The 17,779-nt window shown below is 64.7% G+C and carries 18 protein-coding genes and 1 tRNA gene; 7 read left to right on the top strand and 12 right to left on the bottom strand.

Features of this window, described 5'->3' with window-relative positions:
* Positions 1-4 precede the first annotated feature (4 nt).
* The 5 genes from AC5Y42_RS13470 (at position 5) to AC5Y42_RS13450 (ending at position 4,615) form a co-directional block, all read left to right on the top strand.
* On the top strand, positions 5-391 hold the full coding sequence (locus tag AC5Y42_RS13470; protein ID WP_499898774.1) for an NINE protein: 387 nt from the start codon (positions 5-7) through the stop codon (positions 389-391).
* Entirely contained in the window at positions 381-767 is a 387-nt protein-coding gene (locus tag AC5Y42_RS13465) for a DUF2752 domain-containing protein (protein ID WP_499898772.1), read from the top strand. The genes AC5Y42_RS13470 and AC5Y42_RS13465 overlap by 11 nt, the downstream gene beginning before the upstream one ends.
* A 29-nt stretch (positions 768-796) precedes the next feature.
* The gene (gene pyk, locus AC5Y42_RS13460) at positions 797-2,215 is read left to right on the top strand and encodes a pyruvate kinase (RefSeq protein ID WP_499898771.1); all 1,419 of its coding nucleotides are present in this window, start codon (positions 797-799) and stop codon (positions 2,213-2,215) included.
* Between the two features lie 24 nt (positions 2,216-2,239).
* A complete protein-coding gene (locus AC5Y42_RS13455) occupies positions 2,240-3,082 on the top strand; it encodes an acyl-CoA thioesterase II (RefSeq protein ID WP_499899016.1) in 843 nt (280 codons plus the stop codon).
* 135 nt (positions 3,083-3,217) lie between these two features.
* On the top strand, positions 3,218-4,615 hold the full coding sequence (locus AC5Y42_RS13450) for a bifunctional lysylphosphatidylglycerol flippase/synthetase MprF (protein WP_499898769.1): 1,398 nt from the start codon (positions 3,218-3,220) through the stop codon (positions 4,613-4,615).
* Between the two features lie 9 nt (positions 4,616-4,624).
* Here the strand turns inward: AC5Y42_RS13450 and AC5Y42_RS13445 are convergent, their stop codons facing one another.
* The 9 genes from AC5Y42_RS13445 to AC5Y42_RS13405 all read right to left on the bottom strand — a co-directional run bounded on the left by AC5Y42_RS13445 (position 4,625) and on the right by AC5Y42_RS13405 (position 14,296).
* A complete protein-coding gene (locus AC5Y42_RS13445) occupies positions 4,625-5,176 on the bottom strand; it encodes a DUF4190 domain-containing protein (protein ID WP_499898768.1) in 552 nt (183 codons plus the stop codon).
* A gap of 35 nt (positions 5,177-5,211) precedes the next feature.
* Positions 5,212-6,876: a thiol reductant ABC exporter subunit CydC gene (cydC, locus tag AC5Y42_RS13440; protein WP_499898767.1), complete on the bottom strand. Its 1,665-nt coding sequence runs from the start codon at positions 6,874-6,876 to the stop codon at positions 5,212-5,214.
* The gene (gene cydD / locus AC5Y42_RS13435) at positions 6,863-8,443 is read right to left on the bottom strand and encodes a thiol reductant ABC exporter subunit CydD (protein ID WP_499899015.1); all 1,581 of its coding nucleotides are present in this window, start codon (positions 8,441-8,443) and stop codon (positions 6,863-6,865) included. Before cydD ends, cydC begins: the two co-directional genes overlap by 14 nt.
* Before the next feature lie 77 nt (positions 8,444-8,520).
* Positions 8,521-9,561 (bottom strand): cytochrome d ubiquinol oxidase subunit II, encoded by a 1,041-nt coding sequence (gene cydB, locus AC5Y42_RS13430; protein ID WP_499898766.1) that lies wholly within the window; start codon positions 9,559-9,561, stop codon positions 8,521-8,523.
* Positions 9,562-9,575: 14 nt separating this feature from the next.
* Entirely contained in the window at positions 9,576-11,033 is a 1,458-nt protein-coding gene (locus AC5Y42_RS13425) for a cytochrome ubiquinol oxidase subunit I (RefSeq protein WP_499898764.1), read from the bottom strand.
* A 113-nt stretch (positions 11,034-11,146) separates the two neighbouring features.
* Positions 11,147-11,773, bottom strand: a complete 627-nt coding sequence (locus tag AC5Y42_RS13420) for an HdeD family acid-resistance protein (protein WP_499898763.1) — start codon at positions 11,771-11,773, stop codon at positions 11,147-11,149.
* Positions 11,774-11,805: 32 nt separating this feature from the next.
* Positions 11,806-13,137, bottom strand: coding sequence for an adenylate/guanylate cyclase domain-containing protein (locus AC5Y42_RS13415; RefSeq protein WP_499898761.1), 1,332 nt, complete (start codon positions 13,135-13,137; stop codon positions 11,806-11,808).
* A 23-nt stretch (positions 13,138-13,160) separates the two neighbouring features.
* The gene (locus AC5Y42_RS13410) at positions 13,161-13,667 is read right to left on the bottom strand and encodes a DUF488 domain-containing protein (RefSeq protein WP_499898760.1); all 507 of its coding nucleotides are present in this window, start codon (positions 13,665-13,667) and stop codon (positions 13,161-13,163) included.
* Entirely contained in the window at positions 13,667-14,296 is a 630-nt protein-coding gene (locus AC5Y42_RS13405; protein WP_499898757.1) for a TetR/AcrR family transcriptional regulator, read from the bottom strand. The genes AC5Y42_RS13410 and AC5Y42_RS13405 overlap by 1 nt, the downstream gene beginning before the upstream one ends.
* 59 nt (positions 14,297-14,355) lie before the next feature.
* On the opposite strand from AC5Y42_RS13405, the gene AC5Y42_RS13400 reads away from it, so the two are divergent.
* Positions 14,356-15,195, top strand: a complete 840-nt coding sequence (locus AC5Y42_RS13400) for an alpha/beta fold hydrolase (RefSeq protein WP_499898756.1) — start codon at positions 14,356-14,358, stop codon at positions 15,193-15,195.
* Here AC5Y42_RS13400 and AC5Y42_RS13395 read toward each other — a convergent pair.
* Positions 15,196-15,272: transfer RNA gene (locus AC5Y42_RS13395), tRNA-Leu, on the bottom strand.
* A gap of 110 nt (positions 15,273-15,382) precedes the next feature.
* Here AC5Y42_RS13395 and AC5Y42_RS13390 point away from each other — a divergent pair.
* A complete protein-coding gene (locus tag AC5Y42_RS13390; protein ID WP_499898754.1) occupies positions 15,383-15,997 on the top strand; it encodes an ANTAR domain-containing response regulator in 615 nt (204 codons plus the stop codon).
* Positions 15,998-16,080: 83 nt separating this feature from the next.
* Here the strand turns inward: AC5Y42_RS13390 and AC5Y42_RS13385 are convergent, their stop codons facing one another.
* Together AC5Y42_RS13385 and AC5Y42_RS13380 are read right to left on the bottom strand one after the other, a co-directional pair.
* A complete protein-coding gene (locus tag AC5Y42_RS13385; RefSeq protein WP_499898753.1) occupies positions 16,081-17,283 on the bottom strand; it encodes a lipid-transfer protein in 1,203 nt (400 codons plus the stop codon).
* On the bottom strand, positions 17,280-17,720 hold the full coding sequence (locus AC5Y42_RS13380; protein ID WP_499898752.1) for a Zn-ribbon domain-containing OB-fold protein: 441 nt from the start codon (positions 17,718-17,720) through the stop codon (positions 17,280-17,282). The genes AC5Y42_RS13385 and AC5Y42_RS13380 overlap by 4 nt, the downstream gene beginning before the upstream one ends.
* Between the last annotated feature and the right edge of the window lie 59 nt (positions 17,721-17,779).

Here is a 17,779-nt window from a genome sequence, read left to right as displayed (position 1 = left end):
TGGCATGCTGAGGGGCGTGACCAACCCTTCTGGCGAACCGCGTCCGCAGCAACCGGGTTATCCGCCCTATTCGCCGCCGCCACCGCAGCCGTATCCGCCGGGCAACATTGCCGACCCGGCGGCGCCCTACGGCCGGCACCCCGTGACCGGCGAGCCGCTGTCGGACAAATCGAAGGTCGTGGCCGGCCTTCTTCAGCTGATCGGGCTGGTCGGCATCGTTGGTATTGGCCGCATCTACATCGGACAGACCGGGCTGGGCATCGCGCAGATGGTTGTGGGTCTGGTGACCTTTGGCGTCGGCGCCGCGATTTGGGGCATCGTCGACGCCGTGTTGATACTCACCGACAAGGTGCGCGACCCGCAGGGCCGCCCACTGCGCGATGGAACCTAGCCGAGGTGTAATCGGTTCTGGCGCGCTGCTAATTGGCGCCGTCGCCTACGTCGGGCTGGTGGACCCCCATCGGCAGAATTCGATCTATCCTGCCTGCCCGCTCCGGCTGCTCACCGGCTGGAACTGCCCGTTGTGCGGAGGCCTTCGCATGACGCACGACGTACTGCACGGCGATCTCGTCGCCGCAGTCGCCGACAACATGTTTGTGCTCATCGGTCTTCCGCTGCTGGCGGCGTGGATCCTGCTGCGCCGCCACCGCCACAAAACGGCATTGCCGTTGCCTGCGATCGTCACAGTTGCGATCGCCACATTCGCGTGGTCCGTGCTGCGCAACCTGCCTGGTTTCCCGCTGGTTCCGATGCTCGTTACCGGGTAGGTCGGCCACCGCGACTATGCTGTGTCGTCGTGACGCGGCGCGGCAAGATCGTCTGTACTCTCGGCCCGGTCAGCAACACCGACGAGTCGGTCCGAGCGCTGGTAGAGGCTGGAATGGACGTCGCCCGAATGAACTTCAGCCACGGCGACTACAGCGACCACAAAGCCGCTTATGAACGCGTTCGCGCCGCTTCGGACGCCACCGGTCGCGCTGTCGGGCTGCTGGCTGACCTACAGGGCCCGAAGATCCGATTGGGCCGGTTCGCGGACGGCCCGACTTACTGGGCGAACGGCGAAACGGTGCGAATCACCGTCGCTGACTGTCCGGGCAGCCACGACCGAGTGTCGACGGCCTACAAACAGTTGGCGCAAGACGCTGCCCCGGGTGACCGGGTTCTGATCGACGACGGCAAGGTCGGCTTGATGGTCGAAGACATCGACGGCGACGACGTGGTCTGCACCGTCACCGAAGGTGGGCCGGTCAGCAACAACAAGGGAATGTCGCTGCCCGGGATGAGCGTGTCGGCTCCTGCCTTGTCGGAGAAGGACATTGAGGATCTGGAGTTCGCGCTGGACCTGGGTGTCGACATGGTGGCGCTGTCGTTCGTGCGGTCGCCGTCCGATGTGGAACTGGTGCATGAGGTGATGGACCGCGTGGGGCGTCGGGTGCCGGTGATCGCCAAACTGGAGAAGCCGGAAGCCATCGACAATCTGGAAGCGGTGGTACTGGCCTTCGATGCTGTGATGGTGGCCCGCGGTGACTTAGGCGTAGAGCTGCCACTGGAAGAAGTCCCCCTCGTGCAGAAGCGGGCCATCCAAATGGCCAGGGAGAACGCGAAACCCGTCATCGTCGCTACCCAGATGCTCGACTCGATGATCGAGAACTCGCGCCCGACCCGCGCCGAGGCGTCCGACGTCGCCAACGCCGTGCTGGACGGCGCAGACGCACTCATGCTGTCCGGGGAAACCGCCGTCGGCAAGCACCCGCTGGCCGCAGTGCAGACGATGGCACGAATTGTCTGCGCCGTCGAAGAGAATTCGACAGCTGCGCCGCCGCTGACGCACGTACCCCGGACCAAACGCGGAGTGATCTCCTACGCGGCGCGCGACATCGGCGAGCGGCTCGACGCCAAAGCCTTGGTCGCGTTCACCCAGTCCGGGGACACTGTGAGGCGGCTGGCTCGGTTGCACACCCCGCTGCCGCTGCTGGCCTTCACGCCACTGCCCGAGGTGCGCAGCCAACTTGCGATGACATGGGGCACCGAGACTTTCATTGTTCCGACCATGCAGTCCACCGACGCGATGATCCGCCTAGTCGACAAAGCGTTGCTCGATCTCGGCCGCTACAAACGCGGTGATCTCGTCGTCATCGTTGCGGGCGCCCCGCCCGGCACCGTCGGCTCCACCAACTTGATCCACGTGCACCGCATCGGCGAGGACGACGTCTAGAACGTGTCCGACTTCGATGAGTTGATGGCGATACTGGATCTTCACTGCGTGGCCGACGACGTCTTCATCGGATCGCACGCGAGCAAGAATCCGCCTCGAACCTTCGGCGGCCAGCTCATGGCGCAGTCGTTCGTGGCGGCCAGTCGCACACTGACCCGCGACCTGCCGGCCAACGCGTTCTCCGTTCACTTCATCAACGGCGGCGACATCGACAAGGACATCGAATTCCGGGTGCTGCGGTTGCGCGACGAACGCCGCTTCGCCAACCGCCGCATCGATGCGACGCAGAATGGCACGCTGCTGGCGACCGGAATGATCTCGTACCTGTCTGGCGGACGCGGCCTCGAGCACAACATCGAACCGCCCGATGTCGCCCAACCGGACGTTTTGACACCGGTCAAAGAGCAGCTGCGCGGCTACGAGGACAAAGTTCCGTTGTTCGTCAACGCACTGCAGCCAATCGAGTGGCGCTACGTCAACGACCCATCCTGGGTGATGCGCGACAAGGGAGAGCGGCTCGACTACAACCGTGTCTGGGTGAAAGCCGACGGGAAGCTGCCCGACGACCCCACCGTGCACACCGCGACGATGCTGTACTGCTCGGACACCACGGTGCTCGACTCGATCATCACCACGCATGGTCTGTCGTGGGGATTCGACCGCATCTTTGCCGCCACCGTCAATCACTCGGTGTGGTTTCACCGCCAGGTCAATTTCGACGACTGGGTGCTCTACTCCACGTCGTCGCCAGTGGCGACGGATTCGCGCGGATTGGGCACGGGCTATTTCTTTGACCGTTCCGGGCAGCCGGTAGCCACCGTGGTGCAGGAAGGCGTCGTGAAATATTTTCCCAGCTCACGGGGATAACGACTGAGCCGCAGCGCACGGCAACGATATGGTTGCGACCCGCGCCAGATCGGTACAGCAATCGGCGTCGAAGCGTAGCGTTCTGGGTATTCCCGCCTGGACCGGAACGGCGACGTAGAGCAACCGGAGGTGCGTGTGAACCAGTCGTCGGTCGGCGTCGCCCCCAGCGTTCGCGCAAGCGAGCGGGTCGTCGTTCACGTCGATTCGCCCGCGGCGCGCTGGATTGGCGCATTTGCCCTGTTCGGCGCGGCGTGCTGGCTGATAGCGATCGTTGTCCGTGAACACTTGCAGGCCGACTGGGAGCCCGCGGGCCGGTTGGCATGGTCGCTGACGGTGCTGGCCGCGGTCGCGCTGATCGCCCGTGGCATCTTCCTGGGTCGTCCGGTGACGGCCAAGCACGCGACCGTTGCGGTCTTCATGTTGTTCGCCGGCATAGCAGCGCACGTGCTGTCCTTCGATCTGCTCGGCCATCTGCTGGTCGCCGGGACGGGGCTGGCGCTGATGTGGCCGACGTCGGCGCGTCCGCAACCGGCGGATCTGCCCAAGGTGTGGACGCTGATCCAAAGGACCGCAGGCGATCCGCTGGCGCCGTTCACCATGCAGGTGGGTAAGTGCTACTACTTCAGCTCCGACGGTACGGCGGCCCTGGCATATTGCACCCGCATCGGGTATGCCGTCGTCAGCGGTGACCCGATCGGTGACGAAGCGCAATTTCCGCAACTGGTCGCCGATTTCGCGGGCATGTGCCACACCCGCGGTTGGCGGATCGTGGTGTTGTGTTGCAGCGAGCGAAAACTCGGGTTGTGGAGCGACTCAGCCGCATTGGGACAGCCGTTGCGGGCGGTGCCGATCGGCCGAGACGTTGTTATCGACGTGCGCAACTTCGAAATGGTCGGCCGCAAATTCCGCAACCTACGTCAGGCCGTCAAGCGCACCCACAATTGCGGTATCACCACCGAGATCCTTTGCGAACAGAACCTGGATGCGCAGCAGCTTGCCGAGCTGACCGAAGTGCTGAAAGCGTCGCCCAGCGGCGCCCACACAGAACGCGGATTCTCGATGGCGCTCGACGGCGCGCTGGAAGGCCGCTACCCAGGGGTGCAATTGATTGTGGCCAGGGACGGCGCGGGACGCGTGCAGGGATTCCACCGCTACGCGGTTGCCGGTGGCGGAAGCGATCTGTCTCTCGACGTGCCGTGGCGCCGACGCGGGTCCCCCAACGGAATCGACGAGCGGCTCAGTGTCGACATGGTCAACGCTGCTAAAGATGCTGGGGCACAACGGCTATCGTTGGCATTCGCTGCGTTCCCGGAAATCTTCGACGAAAAGCACCGCTCACGCACGCAAAGCATTTTCTACCGGCTGATTCACCTTGGCGACCCGCTGATCGCGCTCGAATCGCTGTACCGCTACCTGCGCAAGTTCCGTTCGCTGGGCGATCGGCGCTATGCGCTGGTGAAATTGACCCAGGTGGTTCCGCTGCTCTACGTGCTGATGTCGCTGGAGTTCATGCCGCGACGACGGCGGCTTTGAACTAAGCGCCTACGGCGTGGGCGGGGGAGTTGTCAGCGTGCCGCTGATGCGGTTCTGGACCGTTTCCCGGAACTGATCCGCGCACTGTTGTTGGCGGATTCGGTTCGAGCCGGCGCTCTCCAGGCAGTCGAAGTAGGTGTCACCGCCGACGTCATTCCAGAGCGCCAACCAGATCGGGATGAAGGCCAAGCCGACGACGATCGCCACGATGCCCAGCGCGATACCGGCGATTGCCACTCCGCCATTGTTGGCCCGGCCGCGTTTGGCCCGCGACCATCCGAAAAATCCGACCGCCACGGCAGCGATCCCGAGGATGACGCCGCCGAAGACCGACCACACCATCGCCAGCCCAACAATGGCCACCACCAGCGCGACAACGCCGAGTCCGTTTCGTGGCGTGACAGGCGGCGTCGGATAACCGAAATACGTTTGGTGTGGTGTCAAAGAGTCGCCGGGCGGATATGGATATCGGAACGGATACTGCTGGTACGGCGTTCCGGTTCCCGTACTTTTCTCCGGCGTTCCGGGCTTCTCCGACGGTCCGTCGGGGAATTCGGTCATGGCTCGCTTTCCGGATCGGGCGGCGTGGACGACTGTCAGCCAGGGTACCTGCCATCACCTATGGGCAGTTCGGCACAGTGCATGGACTGGGGCAAATGGTGGGTGGCCACCACGACGGATCGTTGTTCGTTGATGAGCCCACTGGTCGGATCGAGGAGAGCACGCAGAAGCGGTTCGGCATCAGCGGCATCGAGATGTTCGGTCGGTTCGTCGAGCAGTACGATCCGCGCCGGCGAGATCATCGCTCGGGCCAGCAACAGTCGCCTGCGTTGCCCCGCCGACAGCGCTTGCGCTCCGCCGGTCAACACCGTCGCCAAACCATCGGGGAGGCCGGTCGCCCACCCGTCGAGGCCGACCCGCCGCAGTATCGTGGTCAGCTCGTCATCTCGGCAGTCGCCTCGCGCTACCAGCAAGTTGTCCCGCACAGTGGTCGCGAAGATATGCGCATCTTCGGCGAAAAAGCCGATAGTAGAGCGTAATTCAGGCTCAGCAATGCTGTCGAGGCGCACACCGTCGAGCGTGACGTCCCCGTGCAACGGGGGGAGCAGCCCGGCAAGCGTCATCAGCAGTGTCGTTTTGCCCGAGCCGCTGACGCCGGTGACGGCCAGCCTGGCGCCTGGGGCCAGATCAATGGTGCAGGGGTGCAGCGCGCGCGACCCGGGATGACCACTACGCACATGCAGCGCACGGAGTCGGCCCGCTGTCGAAGCCGGTGGCGTCACCGGGGTGGTCTGGTTAGTCGGTGGCGCTGCGGGAAGCACGTCGAGCAGGCGTCGCGCGGCCAACCGTGACCGCGTCAACTGGACCGCGGCGGCGGGTAGCGCCAGTGTGGCCTCGAAGGCCGACAGCGGCAACAACATCAAAATCGCCAGTGTCGTCGGGGCGACGGTACCGGCCATGGCGATGCCCGCCACCGCGGCGCCCAGCACACTGACCCCGATCGCAGCGGTCGGCATCGCCTCGGCCACGGCGGCCGGTCTTGCCGCGGAGTCGATAGCGTCGCCCCAATTACGCTGGCGCTGCTGAGACTCAGTGATCACGCCGGGCAGAGTGCCGCCGACGCGGAGCTCGGATGCGTGGTCCAGCGCCAGCATCGCCGAGACGTTTCGGTCCGAATGATGCTGCTGCGCCAAGGCTTCCTGGGCCGTCGCCGCACGCGCAGCCAGCCAGGGTGCGACGACACCAACGACGACCAGGCAGAGCGCCATGATCACCGCGGCCGGTACCGAAATGGCCGCGACCACCGCCGTCGCCGCCACGGCCAGTACTGCCGCAACGCTGATGGGCAGCACGGCGCGGACCAGCGCATCGGCCAACCGGTCGACATCGGCGCCAACCCGGGCAACCAGTTCGCCGCTGTGCAACCGGGCCGCGACTTCGGCCGGTCCGTGAGCCAGGCGGTAATAAATCTGGACGCGGGCGGTTCCCGCGGCGCGCAGTGCCGTGTCATGGCTGGCCAGCCGCTCGCAATAGTGCAGTACCCCACGGGAAATCGCGGATGTCCGCACCGCCACCACGGCGACCGACAGATCCAGCACCGGCGGCATCTGCCAGGCACGGGTGATCAGCCAGGCCGATACTCCGGCCAGCGCCAACGCGCTGGTCAACGAGAGCGCGCCGAGTGTGATGGCCAGCAGCAGCCGTGGCAGGCGTGGGCGCAGCAGCCGTATCGCGGTCGGCAAAGGATCAGACGCGGGCATGATCCTCCGCACTGACTACGACGACTCGATCGCCGATACCGACAACCTGCTGACGATGTCCGACGACCACCACGGTCGCACCGGCGCGGGCGCTTTCGATGATCGCCCGTAACACCCTGGCTTCGGTTTCGGTGTCGAGGTGGGCGGTGGGCTCGTCGAGCAGCAGCACCGGCGCCGCCGACCCGAGCGCACGGGCCAGGCCGAGGCGCTGCCGCTGCCCCAACGACAGGCCGACTCCGCCGCGGCCGATCACGGTGCGCGGTCCGTCCGGCAGGCCCGCCAGCACCGCGTCGAACCCGGATGCGGCGCAGGCGCTTTCACAGTCGGACAGTTGGCCGAACAGAACCAGATTGTCGGCGATGGTGCCAGGCACCAGTACCGGGCGCTGTGCCAGCCAGGACACTTCTCGCCACCACGTCGACGGGTCCAAATCGGTGACGTCGATGCCGGCCACGGTGACCCGGCCCGATGTGGGCATGGTGATACCCGCAATCACCTGCAAGGTGGTGCTTTTGCCGACCCCGTTGGCCCCGGTGAGCACGGTCACCTGACCGGGCTCGAGCACGGCGCTGAGTTCACGCGGTGACGAGCCGTCACGGCCCGCGACACTGAGATCTTCGAGTCTGATCGTCGCTCCGCGGGCAGCCACCGTGCGCGATCCACGTACCGCGGCCGGTGAGCCCTCGATCAACGCGAACGCCTTGTCCGCCGCGGCGCGCCCGTCCTGGGCGGCGTGGAATTCCACGCCAATGCGCCGCAGCGGCCAGTACACGTCCGGCACCAGCAGCAAGACCGTCAACGCCGCGGTGAGGCTGATTTCACCGAACACCAGCCGTAGACCGATGCTGACCGCGACGACGGCCACACCCAGCATGGCGAGCAACTCCAGCACCAGCGCGGAGAGGAATGCGATCCGCAGCGTCGCCATCGCCGAACGCCGATGAGCCGCACCGAGTTCGGCAATGCGATGCTCGGGGCCGCTGGCACGCCCGAGAGCACGCAGGGTAGGAATTCCGGCGATCAGATCCAGCAGCCGGGCCTGCAGCGTGGTCATCGCGGCAAGCGCCGCTGCCGAGCGGTCCGCGGTCGCCATGCCGATCAGGACCATGAAGACCGGAATGAGTGGCAGGGTGATCAGCACTATCACCGCCGATTTGAGATCGTAGGCTGCCAGCACGATCACGCTGGCTGGGGTCAGGATGGCCGCCAGCAGCAACGCGGGCAGGTACGCGGTGAAGTACGCGCGCAACCCGTCCAGTCCGCGCGTCACCACTACCGCGGCGGCGTCGCGCTGCTCTGCTTGTCGTCGGGGTTCTCGAATCGTCACCGCGCTGAGAACCTGACTGCTGAGATCGGCGATCACCGCGCTGGCTCCGCATTGGCCTAACCGTGCCTGAAACCATTGCGTCACAGTCCGAAGCGCCCACAACGCCGACAGGATCGATAGCGCCGGCGCCCATTGCAGGAGATTGCGTCCGGCCGGATCGGTGATTACCCGAGCGACGATGTGCGCCAGCATGATCGCCGAGCCGATCGCGCAGGCGGAGATCACGACACCGCAGCCCACGGTCGCCGCCAAGAAGCTGCGCAGTGGGGCAGACCTCCGCCACAATCGCGGGTCCAGCGGTGCTCGACTGCTTGCGATCAGGATGCTCGCCTCACCAGCCCAATCGCCGACGGTATCCGATCAGCCGAAATGCGCTGGCGGAAAACCCAATATGTCCAGCCTTGGTACACCATGGCCAACGGCGCGAAGATCGCCGCCGCCCACGTCATGATCTTCAAGGTGTACGGGGTGGAGGACGCGTTTTCGATCGTCACGCTCCATTGCGGGTTCAGCGTCGATGGCACCAGGTCCGGATACAGCGCGCCGAACAGCAACACCACCACCGCGGCGACGACCAGGCTGGCGCCGAAGAACGCCCACCCCTCGCGCCCGCGGCCGGCCACCAAAACCACCGCTGCCAATTGCGCCACGACCGCGACGGCCAATACCAGCCAGGTCCAGGTTTTGCCGTGAGCCAGTTGCGTCCAAATCCCGAAGCCACCAACCAATGCCGTCACCGGTAGCGACAGCCACCCCGCGATCCGCAACGCGTCGTCGCGGATCGAGCCCGATGTTTTCAGCGCGATGAACAACGCGCCGTAGAACAAGAACAGGCTCGCCGTAGCCAAACCGCCCAGCACCGTATAGGTGTTGAGCACATCGGCGATCGACAGGTGAACATGGTGGTTGGCATCCACCGGCAGGCCGCGGACCAGGATCGCGAACGCCACGCCCCACAGCACTGCGGGCAGCCAGGAGCCGGCCGCGATCCCGAAGTCGGCCCATCCGCGCCACTGCGTGTCGTCGATCTTGCCGCGCCACTCGATGGCGACGGCACGCAGGATCATGCCGAAGAGGATCGCCAGCAGCGGCAGGTAGAGCGTGGAGAATACGGTGGCGTACCAGCCGGGGAATGCGGCGAACATCGCTCCGCCGGCAGTGATCAGCCACACCTCGTTGCCATCCCATACCGGGCCGATGGTGTTGAGTGCGGTACGCCGATTCATCTCCGGGTCGCCGCTGCCCAGCCGAGCCAGGGGCTCCATGAGCATGCCTACACCGAAGTCGAAACCCTCGAGGATGAAGAATCCGAGGAACAACACCGCGAGCAAGCCGAACCACAGCTGGTGAAGTGCCACAGGTCAACTCCTCTCTAGTAAGCGAACGACAGGGGTGCCACCTCGTTGGCGTCGGGTGGGCTGGGCGGCGCCGGTTCGGCGTCGTGTTCCTGCGGTCCTTCCACCACATAGCGCTTCAGCAATAAGAACCAGATGACCGCCAGCACCGCATACACCAGCGTGAATGTCACCAGTGAGGTGACGACCATGCCCGGCGCATGGTTTGACACGCCTTCGGCGACGGTGAGGCGGACCTGCTGGTCGCCGGTGGGGTTGGGCACGACGATCCAGGGTTGGCGGCCCATCTCGGTGAATACCCAGCCGGCGCTGTTGGCCAAAAACGGTGCGGGAATGGTCAATAACGCCAGCCACGAGAACCACCGCTGATCGGGGATGCGGCCGCGGCGGGTCAGCCACAACGCGGTCAGCACGAACAGCAGCGGAATCGCCAGAAATCCGATCATCGCGCGGAACGCCCAGTATGTGACGAACAGGTTGGGCCGGTAGTCGCCTACGCCGAACTGGCCTTGGTAGTCGCGCTGGATATCGCGCACGCCTTGCAGCGTCACGTCGTTGAATCGACCCTCGGCCAAAAACGGCAGAACATACGGCACCTCGATGACGCGGGTCAGAGCATCGCAGTTGTTCTGCCGGCCGACGGTCAGGATGGAGAAGTCGGGGTCGGTGGCCGTGTCGCACAGTGATTCTGCCGACGCCATTTTCATCGGCTGCTGAACGAACATCAACTTGCCCTGCCAGTCACCGGTGAAGAACAATCCGACCGCCGCCGCAAGTGCCACCCAGCATCCCATAATCGTGGCAGGGCGGTACATGGTGCGCGCGTCGTCACGGACGGTTCCGTTGTGCGAGCGCACCATCCACCACGCGCACACCGCAGCGACGAATGTTCCGCCGGTCAACAACGCGCCGGTGACAGCATGTGAGACCGCGGCCTGGGCAGTGTTATTCGTGAAGAGAGCCATAATGCTGTCCAGTTCGGCACGCTTGGTTTCCGGGTTGTAGTGCGCGCCGACCGGATGTTGCATGAACGAATTGGCCGCAATGATGAAGAACGCGGACACATTGACCGAGATCGCGACAACCCAGATGCACGCCAGGTGCACCAACCTGGGTAGCCTGCTCCAACCGAAGATCCACAACCCGATGAACGTGGACTCGAAGAAGAACGCGGCCAGACCTTCCATGGCCAGTGGCGCGCCGAAGACGTCGCCGACGAACCGGGAATACTCGCTCCAATTCATCCCAAACTGGAATTCCTGCACGATCCCGGTTGCCACGCCGAGCGCGAAGTTGATCAAAAACAGCTTGCCGAAGAACTTAGTGAGCCGATACCAGGCGACGTTGTCGGTGACCACCCATACCGTCTGCATGACCGCGATCAGCGGCGCCAGACCGATCGTGAGCGGCACGAATATGAAGTGGTAGACGGTGGTAATCCCGAACTGCCACCGCGATACGTCGACGACGTCCATCTGACATCTCCCCAAACTGCGGAGCGCGTACTGCTACGACCAACTACGACGCAGTGTAGTAGCTGTGTGGGTAATGATCCACCACGATGTCGTGAAGCTCACGGTCGTAGCGGTCAGATCCCTCCGGACGGCTCGCTGGATATGGGTTGGCCAATCCCGCGGTTGAGCGCTTTGGATGCACTGCGGATACCGAACGACGAGACGATCTCGAACACGCCGATGACGATCAGCCAGATGCCGACGACCAGTGTCAGGATCCACAGCGATTCGAAGGGCGATGCGATCACGACGATGCCGGCCAACAGGCTGATCACACCAAGGAAGATCTGCCAGCCGCGGCCCGGCAGGACGGGATCGCTGATAGCCGAAATCGTCGTGGCCACACCGCGGAATATGAAGCCGACCCCAATCCAGATGGCTAGCAAGAGGATCGCATAGCCTTCGCCGAAGTGCCGGAAGCAAAGCACAGCCAGAATCAGCGAGGCAGCCCCGCTGATAAATAGCAGCACTCGCCCGCCGGCGGAGATATGCAGGCTGAACGCGAAGATCACTTGAGCGATCCCGGTGATAAGAAGGTAGATGCCGAAGAGGACAGCCGCAATGAGGATCGAGTCTCCGGGCAAGAGCAGCACCAAAATGCCGAGGGCCAGCGCCAGAATGCCCGAGACCAAAGTGGACTTCCACAAATGCGGCAACAAGTTTGGGATAGCGGTTGGGTGCATGCGCGAATTCTCCCACATGGCCGCTGTTCCAGTGCTGGGATTGCCAGGCGTTAAACTCTTGCGGTCTGGGGTGCCTCAGCGTGAGCGTCGTCGAAACCGGTATCAGGTTTGCGGGCAATCAGATACCAGGTCCGCATCACGCCTTTGCCCTTGACCTCGACGTCACCGCGCTCCTCAAGCACAAAGTCATTTTTCAACCGCTGGTAAACTGCCTCGGGCACTTGGATCCGCCCCACGGCATCGGTGGACTCCATCCGGGACGCGACATTGACCGCGTCGCCCCACACGTCATAGAAGAAGCGGCGGGAGCCGACGATACCGGCCACCACGGGACCGGTGGCAAGACCGATGCGCATCGGGACTGCGCAGCCATGCGGATCCTCGAGGTTGGCGGCGGCACTGGCCATATCGAGCGCGAGTTGTGCCAACGCCTCCATGTGGTCGCGGCGCGGCCACGGCACTCCGCTGACCACCATGTAGCAGTCACCGCTGACCTTGATTTTCTCTAGCCCGTACTTATCGACCAGCGCATCGAAGTCGGTATAAAGCCGGTTCAGGAAGCGGACGACGTCGGCAGGGGCGGCGTCGCTGGCTCGTTCGGTGAAACCGGCTATGTCGGCGAACAGGACCGAAGCTTCGTCGTACTTGTCGGCAATGACGTCGCGGGCCGGGTCCTTCAGGCGGGCCGCGATGCTGGCCGGCATGATGTTGGCCAGCAGCGCCTCAGAGCGGTCGTATTCGACTTCCATCACTGCTTCGGCGCGGCCGATTTCGCGCAGCGCGTAAGCCAGCGTCACCACCACCATCACGCATGCGGAAACGGTGGTGACGACGAAACCCATTGACTGGGCCCAGTGCGGCTGAATTCCGGTGTCGCGTGGAACCAGGAATTCCAACGCGATCACCAGACCGGCGGCCAGGGCTGCCAGCGCCGAAGCCAGGATGATGTGCTCGATACCAAGTTGCAGCACTACCAGGCAGGCCGCAACCAGGAAGTAGAACTGCAAGCCCGAAGCAGTGCCCACGTCCCAGCAGACAATGAATATCGACACGTACGCCGTGCAGATAAAGGTAAGCGGCGCAACTAGTTCACCGAAGCGGTGCAGCAAGGGAATTAGCGCGAAGATGACTGCGGCCGCCACGTTGATCGCGCCGGTGCGCCACGCGCCGGGCACTGTCAAGAGTTGAAGAATCCCGAAGCCGCCACTCACGAACATCGCGAGCATGGTGTTGATGTTGAGCACCCGGATCCGCCGTGCGGCGCTGTCGACGTAATGCTGGTTGCGGGCGCGCGACTCAGCCCGCGCTGCTGCTACGCAGTCCGGCGATCGCGACATACCTGCGGTCCTTGCCGGTGGCACGCCGCATTTCTTAGCCGCCACGCCAAAAGCCTAACAATCTCCGGTCAGAACTCCTCGGGTAATTCCTCGGTCAACCACTCCGACATGTGGTGTTCGGAAAGTGACCCATTGGGCATGATGTGCTGCACCAGCCGTCCATCGCGGGTGGCCAGGTCGGCGATCATCCGCCGGTGACAACGCCACCAGGTCGGCTCCCCGCACATGATCGCAACATTGCAGGTGTCGGCGTCTCGCAGCAGCTGCTGATATGCGGCGCGAAACGCCCCTGTGCGGGTGTGGGCGGCGTAGTTGGCAAACGACTGGTTCTCCCACCACCGGTCTCGCGGAATCGGTGTGGTCGGCGGCTTGCGGCGCCCACCCAGATCGGCCTCATGGCGGTACTCGATCCCCGCCTCACCTAACCAGTCCGGCATGACCTGCTTGGAAACGTCGGGGTTGCGGCGCGAACCCGGGAAGCTGCGCACGTCGACCAGCAGCCCGATGTCGTGTTGGCGCAGCACCGCGGCCAGCTCCTCGGCGGTTTTGGCGCCGTGGCCGATGGTGAACAGCACTAGTCCTGGGTGCCCTGGTCGGCGGCACAGATAACGTGCACGGCCGCCTCGATGATGGCGTTGATCACATCCGGTTGCGTGCCGGTCCGGGTCCGCAGCGCCAGGGTGTTGAGCGCGCCGGTGGCAAGCTGGGCTAGCGCGGCCGGTGGGAGAGGTGCCAGCTCGCCGTCGCGCTCGGCCTGCTCGAAGCGGTCGGTGAAGAGCTGGGTGAACGCATCGAAGGTCGATTCGACGACGGTACGTACCTTCTCGTTGCGGCGTGCCTCGGTGACTGCGGTGCCGATCAGAAAACACCCCCGGGGTCCGTCATCGCCGGCCAGATACCAGCGCGTCGCGCCGTCATAGACCGCGCGCAACCCATCGGCGAGCGGGCGTGGTTGAGCGAGCTGGTGCGCCAGCGCTGCGCGGCTGTCGTCCGCGTAGCGTTCGACGGCCTTGAGATATAGCGCCTCCTTGTCGCCGAACGCGGCGTAGATGCTCGGGCGGTTCATGCCCATCCTGCTCGCGAGCTCGTCTAGCGAGGTGCCCGCGTACCCGGCCCCCCAGAAGGTGTCGCGCGCGTCCGCGAGCGCCAGGTCGGGATCGTAGGCACGCGGGCGGCCTCGCGGTTTGGGTTCCGATGTCGGCATGTGTACCTATCCGTCATTAATGCTGGCAACCTCGTTAATTTTATACTAGTTTGTACAAAATGAGCTCGGTTTGCCATATCGACGGTCGGCGGGTGCACTTCATCGACCAAGGCAGCGGAGAACCCGTCCTGCTGTTGCACGGCTATCCGCAGAGTTCGTCGTGCTGGCGCCATCAGATTTCGGACCTAGCGATGAACCACCGGGTGATCGCACCGGACTGGCCCGGCTTCGGCCGCTCCGAACCGCCCGCGACACCGCCCAGCTACGACACCGAAGTCGCAAGAATCGAGCAGTTGGTGCAAACGTTGGGCTTGCAACAAGTCAATCTTGTCGCGCACGACTATGGCGGGTTCCTCGGCCTGGGTTACGCCATGCGGTATCCAGAGCGGGTGCAGCGCTTGGCGCTGTTGAACACCCGCGGGCACAGTGTTTTTCAGCCGTGGTTCTACCGGTTCTCCGTCGCGCAGTGCTGGGCGGCCGTCCATTCGCCCGGTCTGCTGCAGCGGCTGCCGCTTCGTCGCATTCACCACTATGCGCTGCGCCGCTACCGGCAACTCGGCTGCTTCGACGCGATATTGGAAAACGAATATCTCGGTTGGATGGACGACGCGCGCGGCAGAAGGACGTTCGTCGAGTTCTTCGCGCACTATCACCTGCCGCGGATACCTCGGCTTGCGGACGGGCTCGCTGAAATCGATTGTCCGACTGCGATCATCTGGGGCGACCGCGATCCATACATTCCGTTGGGCACCGCGCTCGAGCTTGCCGCGCGTATCCCGGACGCCACGCTGACGCGGCTTGGCGGCGCTGATCACTACGTCATGGAAGAACGGCCGGACGAGGTGACGTCGGCGCTGCTCGGCCTGTTGGAAAGAAAACCGGCTGCGCATCAGACGTGATGGTGCCCTCGGTGAGATTCGAACTCACACTGTACGGGTTTTGAATCCGTTTCCTCTGCCAGTTGGGATACGAGGGCATCTGCGGCAGGCAACCCCGCCGGCATCCCACCTTAAAGGATTCGGGCAGCTGCCTCTGCTCACAACCCCGCGGTCGTCGCTCACAGCGACCCACGACACAATGTCCGTCATGACCGGCTCAACGACAGATGTTGATGCTCCCGCTCCGCGCCGGGTGCTGATCGCCGAGGACGAGGCGCTCATCCGGCTCGACCTGGCCGAAATGCTGCGCGAAGAGGGCTACGACATCGTCGGTGAGGCCGGCGACGGCCAGGAAGCCGTCGAACTGGCCGAACAGCTCCAGCCCGACCTGGTGATCATGGACGTGAAGATGCCGCGACGCGACGGCATCGACGCCGCTTCGGAGATCGCCACCAAACGCATTGCGCCGATCGTGGTGCTGACCGCCTTCAGCCAGCGCGACCTGGTCGAGCGCGCCCGCGACGCCGGGGCAATGGCCTATCTGGTGAAACCCTTCACGGCCAGCGACCTGGTTCCGGCGATCGAGTTGGCGCTGAGCCGATTCAGCGAGATCAGCGCGCTCGAACGCGAAGTGGCGACGCTGTCCGACCGGCTGGAAACCCGCAAGCTCGTCGAACGAGCCAAAGGTCTACTGCAAGCCAAGCAGGGCATGAGCGAACCGGAGGCGTTCAAGTGGATTCAGCGGGCCGCGATGGACCGGCGGACCACCATGCGAAAGGTGGCCGAAGTCGTGCTGGAGACGCTCGATACCGATACCGCTTAGCCAGGCCCAGCGTGCACGCTTGTACGCGCCCCGCCGGGAATCGCCGTACAACTCCGCACCCTCGCGCAAGGGGGGAGCAGCGGCTAGCGGGCCACGATCACCGAGGAACCGTGGCCGAATAGGCCCTGATTCGCGGTGATGCCAACGGTTGCGCCCTCGACCTGGCGACCGGTCGCTTGGCCCCGCAGCTGCCAGGTGAGCTCGCAGACCTGGGCGATCGCTTGCGCGGGGATGGCTTCGCCGAAGCAGGCCAGTCCGCCCGACGGGTTGACCGGCACCTGGCCGCCGATCGTCGTCGCGCCGCTGCGCAGCAGCGCCTCAGCCTCACCTTTGGCGCACAGGCCGAGATGCTCATACCAGTCCAGCTCCAGCGCCGTGGACAGGTCGTACACCTCGGCCAGGCTCACGTCTTCGGGCCCGACGCCGGCTTCGGCATAGGCGGCGTCGAGGATCTGGTCCTTGAACACCCGCTCCGGTGCCGGCACTACCGCGGTGGAATCGGTTGCGATGTCGGGTAATTCGGGCAGATGCTGCGGGTAGCGCGGCGTGACCGTGCTGACCGCGCGCACCGACGGCACGCCGTCGAGCGAACCCAGGTGCTCGCGGGCGAACTTGGCGCTGGCCACAATCACCGCCGCCGCGCCGTCGGAAGTGGCGCAGATGTCGAGCTGACGCAGCGGGTCAGCGACCACCGGACTGGCCAGCACATCCTCGACCGCGGATTCCTTGCGATAGCGGGCATTCGGATTGTGCAGCCCGTGCCGCGAGTTCTTGACCTTCACCTGCGCGAAATCCTCGGCCGTCGCGCCGTAGAGGTCCATCCGGCGGCGGGCCAGCAGCGCGAAGTACACCGGGTTCATCGCCCCGATGAGGTGGAACCGCTGCCAATCCGGGTCGTTCTTGCGTTCGCCGCCGACCGGCGCGAACGCGCCCTTCGGCGTGGTATCGGCACCAATCACCAGCGCCACGTCGCAGAACCCGGCCAGAATCTGCGCCCGAGCGCTCTGCAGAGCCTGCGATCCGCTGGCGCAGGCGGCGTAGCTGGAGGACACCGGCACGCCATTCCACCCCAGCTTCTGGGCAAACGTCGACCCCGCGATGAAACCGGGATAGCCGTTGCGAATGGTGTCCGCGCCGGCCACCAACTGGATCTGCCGCCAATCGAGCCCCGCCTCAGCCAGGGCGGCCCGGGCGGCGACCACGCCGTATTCGGTGAAGTCGTTGCCCCATTTGCCCCAGGGATGCATGCCCGCACCCAGGATGTACACCGGGTCAGGTGCGCTCACGGGATCCTCCAGGCGTAGGTCAGACGCTGCACACCGTCGTCGCCGGTGAACAGCGGCATCGTGGTCAGCTCCAGCTCCATGCCGACCTTCAGATCGGCGGCCAGCGTGCCCTCGACGACCTTGGCCAGAACGATCAGACCCTCATTGGCCAATTCCACCGCGGCGATCGCGAATGGCTCGAACGGGTCAGCCGCCGGATAGGGCGGGGGCGGCGGATAGCGGTTTTCGGTGTAGCTCCACACTTTGCCGCGCCGCGAGAGCGGGACGGATTCGAGGACGTTGCTGTCACACGCCGGATTGGGGCAGTTGTTGGCCCGGGGCGGGAACACATAGGTGCCGCACTGCGGGCACTTGGCGCCGATCAGATGGGGCGCCCCGGACTCGTCGGTGGCGAACCAGCCGTCGATTGCCGGCTCTTGGTGGGTAGCTGTTGGCACTGAGCCAGCGTACCGACAACCACTGCAAAACTGAAACGTGTTGCAGTTTTACGGCGGCG

Source organism: Mycobacterium sp. NGS48 (assembly GCF_059812585.1).
The sequence above is the reverse complement of the archived record's forward strand: the minus strand, read 5'-3'. Positions and strand labels throughout refer to the sequence as shown.